Genomic DNA, 7,523 nt, shown 5'->3' with positions numbered 1-7,523 from the left:
ACCTTTCTTTTGTTGCTTATGACAAAAGAAAGTAACCCGCCGCTTTAGTGGCGGAAGCTTTTAGCGTTTGATCTAGATCTTGCTCATGAAGAAGCCATAAGCAAGTGCAGAGCTTCCGTCCGCTAACGCGGCCGGGTTACTTTCTTTTGCTAAGCCCAAAAGAAAGGTAACCAAAGAAAAGGGCTCTCCTTGCAAGGGCACAGGCCACGAGTGCGATGCCGGCGCCGGGATTTTCCGATAAGACGTCCCTGTCTTATCGGAAAACGGCGCACGTCCTGTGCGCCGCCCTCCGGGTCTCCACTTGACCGGCAAAGCGCAAAGCAGAAAGCAGATCAAAATCACGGCAACGGCAACGGCAACGGCAACGGCAACGGCAACGGCAACCGCGAAATTGCTTCCGGGTAGGAGCGGCGCGAGCCGCGACCACGTTGCTGCATGCTCGCGACGCAACTCGCCGCGATAACGGCCACGCAACTGCGATGGGGCGTCACCACCGCGCCCCAGGCGCCCGGCGCCTCACTCCATCAAGGCGCCCACATGCGCCACCGCGCTCTCGCGCAGGGCCGCCAGGTCGTAGCCGCCTTCGAGCATCGACACCACGCGTCCCAGCGCGTGGCGCTCGGCTATCGCGACCAGTTCGCGGGTGATCCAGGCGAAGTCTTCGCCGTCGAGCTCGACCTGGGCCAGCGGGTCGCGGCGGTGGGCGTCGAAACCGGCGGAAATCAGCACCAGTTGCGGACGGAACGAGTCGACGGTCGGCAGCAGATGTTCGCGCCAGACTTTGCGGAAGCCTTCGCTGCCGGTGCCGGCCGGCAACGGGGCGTTGATGATGTTGCCTACGCCGCGTTCGTGGGCGTAGCCGGTGTCCGGGTACAGCGGCATCTGGTGCGAGCTGACGTACATCACCCGCGGGTCGGTGTCGAAGATCGCCTGGGTGCCGTTGCCGTGGTGGACGTCGAAATCGATCACCGCCACCCGCGCCAGGTTGTGTTTGTCGCAGGCATGGGCGGCGGCGACGGCGATGTTGTTGAACAGGCAAAAGCCCATCGCGGCATCGCCGGTGGCGTGGTGGCCGGGCGGGCGCACCGCGCAGAACACGCGTTTCTCCTCGCCCTTGATCACCGTGTCGACCGCGGCGATGCCGGCGCCGGCGGCGCGCAGCGCGGCTTCGGCCGAGCCGGGCGCGAGCACGGTGTCGGGGTCGAGCGACATCGGGCCGTCGAGTTGGGTGTCGAGGATCAGCGCGAGCAGGGCATCGCCGTGCGCGCGCAGCAATTGGCCGCGGCTGGCGCCGGGCGCTTCGTGCCAGTCCAGCGAGGGATAGGCTTCGCGCAGGGCTTCGGTGACGGCGACCAGACGCAACGGCCGCTCGGCATGACCCGGACCCGGGTCGTGGCGCGTGCAGGCCGGATGCGTGTAGATGCGCATCGCTAACCCTTGCGGCGCTCGTGGTTCCACAGCACCTCGCCGTGCCCGCTCGCGCGCGCCAGCACGCGGGCCAGCACGAACAGCAGGTCGGAGAGGCGGTTGAGGTAGCGCACCGCTTCCGGGCGCACGCTGTCCAGGCGCGCCAGGCTGACGGTCTCGCGCTCGGCGCGGCGCACCACGGTGCGGGCGATGTGGCAACGCGCCGCGGCTTCGCCGCCGCCGGGGAGGATGAAATCCTTCAGCGGCGGCAGATCGTCGTTATGGCCGTCGAGCCATTGTTCGAGGCGGTCGATATCGGCGTCGAAGATCGCCGCATGGCCCGGGATGCACAGCTCGCCGCCGAGGTCGAACATCTGGTGCTGGATCGCCACCAGTTGTTCGCGGATCGTGTCCGGCAATTCGCTGGCGAGCACCAGGCCGATCGTCGAATTGGCTTCGTCGACCGTGCCGTAGGCGGTGACTCGCGCCGAGTCCTTGGCGATGCGGCTGCCGTCGCCAAGACCCGTGCTGCCGTCGTCGCCGGTGCGCGTGTAGATTTTCGAGAGACGGTTGCCCATCGATGACGCGCTCGGTCAGAGCTTGCGGGCGTCGTCGGAGTGCGTCGTCGACGCCTTCGACTTGGCCGCGGACGCGGCGATGGCCTGGACCACGGCGGCGATGCCGACATAGGTGGCCGTCGTCTGCAGGTAGGGCAGCAGCCACTGGAAGTAGTTGGCGGCCCAGCCGGCGACGGTCTTCTCGGCGACCGAGGCCGACAGCCAGTAGAAGCTGCCCTGGCTCAGCAGTTGGCAGACCGCGGTCGAGGCGAGCAGTGCGACCACGGTCAGGCCGAGCGTGCCCCAGCTGCGCTTGTAGTTGCGCGCGACCCACAGGCCGCCGGCCCACATCGAGAAGTAGGCCGGGACCAGGAACCAGTACGCCGCCGAGACGCAGTAGTGATCCCAGAAGCTGATGCCCTGGCGGGTGATCACGGCGTAGTCGACGGCCACGGCCAGCGCCATCAGCGCCGGGAAGGCCCAGCGGGTCCACTGGCGCAGATAGAAGCCGCCGATGAAGAACACGGCCCAGGAGGCGTCGGGGATCGGCGTCCAGTGATTGACGCGGGTGGCGACCATCAACAGGGCCAGCAAGGCCAGGACGAGGCTGCGTTGGGTGTTCGGCTTCATGACTCTGGCTCCTGACGCCGGACTGGCGCGCCAATCCGGCCATTCTAAGGAACCTGCGGCGAAAGTGCCGGTTTGCCGTCCACCGTGAACGGATCGCAGCCCGATCCGATGCTAAGTGCTTGATCCTTCGCAACGATGACCGCCCCGTGCACAGGTTCCGGGCCGCTGCCGACAGACTCGCCGCGGGCGCGGTCGTATCATGAACGCATGAACCCAGACGTAGATAACCCCGATGGGCAGACGCCGGCTGCAGCCACGCCGGCCCCCGCCACGCCTGGCGCGGCCGACTCCGCGGTGCACGCCAGCCATGACGTCCTGATCGTCGGCGGCGGTCTGGTCGGCGCCAGTCTCGCCATCGCCCTGGACAGGCTCGGTCTCGATGTCGGCCTGGTCGAGGCGGCGCCGCCGGGTTCGTTGCCGGCGGTGTTCGACGAACGCAACCTGAGTTTCGCCGAAGCCACCGTCAACGCGCTGAGCGCGCTCGGCGTGCTGGCCAAGCTGCGCGCGCCGACCGGCTCGATCCGGCGCATCCACATCAGCCGGCGCGGCGATTTCGGCCGCGCCGTGCTCGAAGCCGAGCGCTATGGCCGAGAGGAATTCGGCCGCATCGTGGTCGCACGCGATTTCGGCGAGGCGCTGGAAGCGCGCCTGGTCGAACTGCCGCGCCTGCAGCGCTACCGCCCGGTGCGTTTCGTCGGTCTCGCCGACGGCGACCCCGCCTGGCGCGCGATCCGGGTCGCCGACGGCGCCGGCGAACGGGTCCTGCGCGCGCGCCTGCTGGTCGCCGCCGACGGCACCCGCAGCGGCGTGCGCGACGCGCTCGCGATCGGCGCCGACGAATACGACTACGGCCAGACCTTGTTCGTGACCCGGCTGCGCGGCGAACGTGCGCCCGACGGCACCGCTTACGAGCGGCTCGGCGCCGAGGGCCCGACCGCGCTGCTGCCGCGCGGCGATCGCCACTACGGCCTGATCCACAGCGTCGCGACTGCGCATGTCGATGCAGTCGCCGCGCTCGACGAGGCCGGCTTCATCGCCCGCGCCCAGGAGGCGTTCGGCTGGCGCGCCGGGCGCTTCCTCGCCTGCGGCGCGCGCAGCCTGTATCCGGCGATCCGTGTGCTGGCCAGGCGCACCGTCGAACGGCGCGCGGTGCTGGTCGGCAATGCCGCCCAGACCATCCACCCGATCGGCGCGCAGGGCTTCAACCTCGGCCTGCGCGATGCGATGACCCTGGCCGAACTGATCGAACAGCAGCTCGCAACGGGCGCTGCCGGCGGTGCTGTCGATTGCGGCGCCGACGAATTGCTCGAACGCTACGCGCAGCGACGCGCCTCCGACCGCGAACGCACGGTCGCGTTTTCCGACGGCGCGGCGCGATTGGCCGCCAACGACAGCGGCCTGATGCGTCCGCTGCGCAGTCTGGGCCTGTTCGCCGTCGATCGCCTGCCGAGCGCGCAATCGTTCCTGGTCGGCGGCGCGATGGGCTATCGCGGCGACGTGCCGGCGCTGTGCCGCGGCGAACACGACGGCCTTCGCTCGTTCGGAGGGCGCGCATGAGCAGGCGCGAACTGCTCGACGTGGTCGTGGTTGGTGCCGGCGTGGTCGGCGCGGCCGCAGCGCTGGCCTTCGCCCGCGACGGACTCGAGGTGGCCCTGGTCGAAACCCGCGAGCCGCCGCGTTGGAACGCAGAGCGGCCGGACCTGCGGGTGTACGCCTTCGCCCCCGACAATGCTGCGTTGTTGAACGACCTGGGCGTTTGGTCGAGCGTGCGCGAGGCGCGCCTGCAACCCTACCGCGCGATGCGCGTGTGGGACGCGGCCGGCGGCGGCGAACTGCACTTCGATGCCGACGCCTTCGGCCGTCGCGAACTGGGCTGGATCGTCGAGCACGCCTTATTGGTCGACAAACTGTGGGCGGCCTTGCCCGCGGCCGGCGTGCAACTGCATTGCCCCGATCAAGTCGAATCGCTCGAACTCGACGCACCCGACAGCGTCGGCGTGATCCTCGAAGGCGGACGCCGCTTGCGCGCACGCCTGGTGGTCGCCGCCGACGGCGCCGAATCCAAGCTGCGCCGCCTCAGCGGCATCGACGCCCCCACGCACGACTACGCCCAGCGCGGACTGGTCGCCTATGTCGACAGCGAGCTGAGTCATGAAGCGACCTGCTGGCAGCGCTTTCTGCCGGGCGGGCCGTTGGCGTTCCTGCCGACGCTCGGCGACGCCGGTGCGCGCGACCGGCGCAGCTCGATCGTCTGGACCGTGCCCGAGGCGGAAGCCGAGCGCCTGTTGGCCAGCGACGACGCCTCGTTCCTGATCGAACTCGAACGCGCCTTCGCCGGACGCCTGGGCGCCTTGACGCGAGTCTCGCAACGCGCGGCGTTCCCCTTGCGTCGTCAGCTGGCCCAACGTTACGTCTCCGGGCGTGTGGTGGTCGCCGGCGATGCCGCCCATGTCGTGCATCCCCTGGCCGGGCAGGGCGTCAACCTGGGCCTGCGCGACATCGCCGCATTGCGCGGCAGTCTGAAACAGGCGCACCAACGCGGACTCGACCCGGGGTCGTCGACGCGCCTGGCCCGTTGGGCGCGCGAACGGCGCAGCGAGAATGCCCTCGCCGCTTACGGCTTCGAGGGCTTGAACCGGGTGTTCTCGAACGACGATGTCGCCGCGACCCTGCTGCGCGGACCGATGCTCGGCCTGGCCAGCAAGCTGCCGCCGCTGACGCATTACTTCTGGAAGCGCGCGGCGGGCTTGTAAGGCACCGGCCGTTGCTACGTCGAAGGCCACCGTGCCGAGAGCGGCACGGTCGAGGCCGGTACTCTCGAAGCCACCGGTGAAGAGTCGCATCGTCGAATGCGCGCCGTGGCCCTGCGATACGATCGTGAGCATGGATGCGGAGAGCGGGATGAAACGAATCGATGGATCGAACCGGAGCGGCCTGAGCTGTGCTGTGCTGCTCGCGGCGTCATGGCCCCAATGGGCCGGCGCGACCACGCAATGCCCGCCCGGCACCGGCGAGAAGGGCCCTGTGTTCTGGGCGCTGGGCTTCGGCATGTTGGGCCTGTTCTTCGTCCTGGGACTCGCCGCGGTATTCGGCGCAGTGCGGGCGACCCGCGGCATGAAGTGGACACGGCGTCTGCCGCTGCTGCTGGCCGCGTTGGTGGCCATGCTTTGCCTATGGATGCTGGGCCTGTGGTTGTTCGGCAGCTACTTCGTGATGGTCTGCTGATCCGGACCTGTCGCAGCGGCGCTCATGGCCGCGCGGTGGGCGTCAGCCGCCGCGGCATTCGCTCGCGGCCGCCGCCTCTGCTGTAGCCCTCTTTGGAAAAGGGGGCGAACGGCCGCACAGCGGCCGTGGGGGATTTGCTCTTGTTCCGGTCGCGAGCTGAAGCTCCTTCGCTCAATGCTCGTGAAAGCGCTGCTTGGTCCTGAGCAGATACACCGACACCAATACGCCGATCACCGCCACGGCCATGACGTAATAAGCGGCGGTCATGCCGCCGAGCTTCGGCGCCAAGGTGCCGATCAACGGCGGTGTCAGTGCGCCGAACACCGCATAGGCGACGTTGTACGAGAACGACAGCCCGGAGAAACGCACCGGCGCCGGGAACGCGGCGATCATCACCGCCGGGACCACCCCGACCACGCCGACGAACACGCCTGCCAAGGCGTACAACGGCAGGAAGTTGGCGCCGCCGTGGTTGAGGTCGTAGTACAGCGCGAAGCTGCTCGCGAACACGCCGAGCGAACCGATCAGCAAGGCGCGGCCGCGGCCGAGCCGGTCGACCAGCAGGCCGCCGGCGATGGCGCTGAGGGTCAGGCAGAACGCGGCCAGGCTGTTGCCGAGGAAGGCGCGCTGCGGGGCGATGCCGAACTGGCTCTGCACCAGGGTCGGCGTCATCAGGATGATCACCACGATCGCCGCGGTCAGCAGCCAGGTCACCAACATCGACAGGACCACGCCGGCGCGATGGTCGCGCAACACCTGCTTGAGCGGCAGTTCGCGCACCAACTGCCGGCTTTCGCGCATCGCCGTGAACACCGGCGTCTCGCTGAGCCAGCGCCGCAGGTATACGGCGAGAAAGCCGAACACGCCGCCGATCAGGAATGGTACGCGCCAGGCCCAGCCCAGCACCTCGGACGGCGCGAACCAGGTGTTGATCGCGGTGGAGATCAGCGAGCCGATCAGGATGCCCGCGGTGAGGCCGGCGGTGAGGCTGGCGCAGGCGAAACCGACCCGCCCCGGCGGCGCGTGCTCGGCGACGAAGGTCCATGCACCCGGCACTTCGCCGCCGATGGCGATGCCCTGGACGATGCGCAGGAACAACAGCAACAGCGGCGCGGCGATGCCGATCTGGGCATAGGTCGGCAACAGCCCGATGCATAGGGTCGGCAATGCCATCAGGAACACGCTCAGCGCGAACATGCGCTTGCGCCCGGAGCGGTCGCCGAAATGCGCCATGACGATGCCGCCGATCGGGCGCACCAGATAACCCGCGGCGAAGATGCCGTAGACCTGCAGCTCGGCGAGCCAGCCCGGCATGCCCGGCGGGAAGAACAACTGGCGCAGGATCGCGGTCAGGAACACGAAGATGACGAAGTCGTAGAACTCCAGCGCACCGCCGAGTGCCGACAGCAGCAGGGTGCGCGCGTCCTTGCGGTCGAGCCGGCGCGCGGGGACGGAGACGGACGGCGACACGGGGCTGGCGGTCATGGGCGGACGGGACGGGCGGCAGGTGGAGTCCGGCACTATGCCGCAACGACGGCGCGGTGCAAGCAATGGGGCTTCTGTGGGCGGCCGTGGCGATGAGAATCATGCCGTTGCCGTTGCCGAAATTTTGATCTGCTTTGCCGCTTTACCGGTCAAGTGGAGACCCGGAGGGCGGCGCACAGGACGTGCGCCGTTTTTCGATAGGACAAGGATGTCCTATCG

The 7,523-nt window shown here is 68.7% G+C and carries 7 protein-coding genes; 3 read left to right on the top strand and 4 right to left on the bottom strand.

The genetic code is table 11. The annotated features are described in order from the left end of the window. Positions 1-516 precede the first annotated feature (516 nt). Genes ACTJJK_RS22860 through ACTJJK_RS22850 form a run of 3 tightly spaced genes read right to left on the bottom strand, consistent with a single transcriptional unit; the run spans position 517 to position 2,594 of the window. Positions 517-1,428 (bottom strand): histone deacetylase family protein, encoded by a 912-nt coding sequence (locus ACTJJK_RS22860; protein WP_440731335.1) that lies wholly within the window; start codon positions 1,426-1,428, stop codon positions 517-519. Between the two features lie 2 nt (positions 1,429-1,430). Further along, entirely contained in the window at positions 1,431-1,985 is a 555-nt protein-coding gene (locus tag ACTJJK_RS22855; protein WP_031374144.1) for a cob(I)yrinic acid a,c-diamide adenosyltransferase, read from the bottom strand. Positions 1,986-2,000: 15 nt separating this feature from the next. Continuing rightward, entirely contained in the window at positions 2,001-2,594 is a 594-nt protein-coding gene (locus ACTJJK_RS22850; protein WP_051885429.1) for a hypothetical protein, read from the bottom strand. A gap of 294 nt (positions 2,595-2,888) precedes the next feature. Between ACTJJK_RS22850 and ubiH the strand changes: the two genes are divergently transcribed. From ubiH to ACTJJK_RS22835, 3 genes are all read left to right on the top strand, one after another. Then, positions 2,889-4,151, top strand: coding sequence for a 2-octaprenyl-6-methoxyphenyl hydroxylase (gene ubiH, locus ACTJJK_RS22845; RefSeq protein WP_440731336.1), 1,263 nt, complete (start codon positions 2,889-2,891; stop codon positions 4,149-4,151). Then, complete coding sequence (locus ACTJJK_RS22840; RefSeq protein ID WP_440731334.1) at positions 4,148-5,347, top strand: FAD-dependent oxidoreductase; 1,200 nt, start codon at positions 4,148-4,150, stop codon at positions 5,345-5,347. The genes ubiH and ACTJJK_RS22840 overlap by 4 nt, the downstream gene beginning before the upstream one ends. 148 nt (positions 5,348-5,495) lie before the next feature. Next, the gene (locus ACTJJK_RS22835) at positions 5,496-5,819 is read left to right on the top strand and encodes a hypothetical protein (protein WP_440731333.1); all 324 of its coding nucleotides are present in this window, start codon (positions 5,496-5,498) and stop codon (positions 5,817-5,819) included. 171 nt (positions 5,820-5,990) lie between these two features. Here ACTJJK_RS22835 and ACTJJK_RS22830 read toward each other — a convergent pair whose 3' ends face one another. Then, complete coding sequence (locus tag ACTJJK_RS22830) at positions 5,991-7,304, bottom strand: MFS transporter (protein ID WP_440731332.1); 1,314 nt, start codon at positions 7,302-7,304, stop codon at positions 5,991-5,993. Positions 7,305-7,523 lie beyond the last annotated feature (219 nt).

The sequence above is a fragment of the Lysobacter sp. 22409 genome (assembly GCF_052045105.1).
In the GTDB taxonomy this organism is placed as follows: domain Bacteria; phylum Pseudomonadota; class Gammaproteobacteria; order Xanthomonadales; family Xanthomonadaceae; genus Lysobacter; species Lysobacter antibioticus_B.
This window is presented reverse-complemented; position numbering and strand designations above follow the sequence as displayed.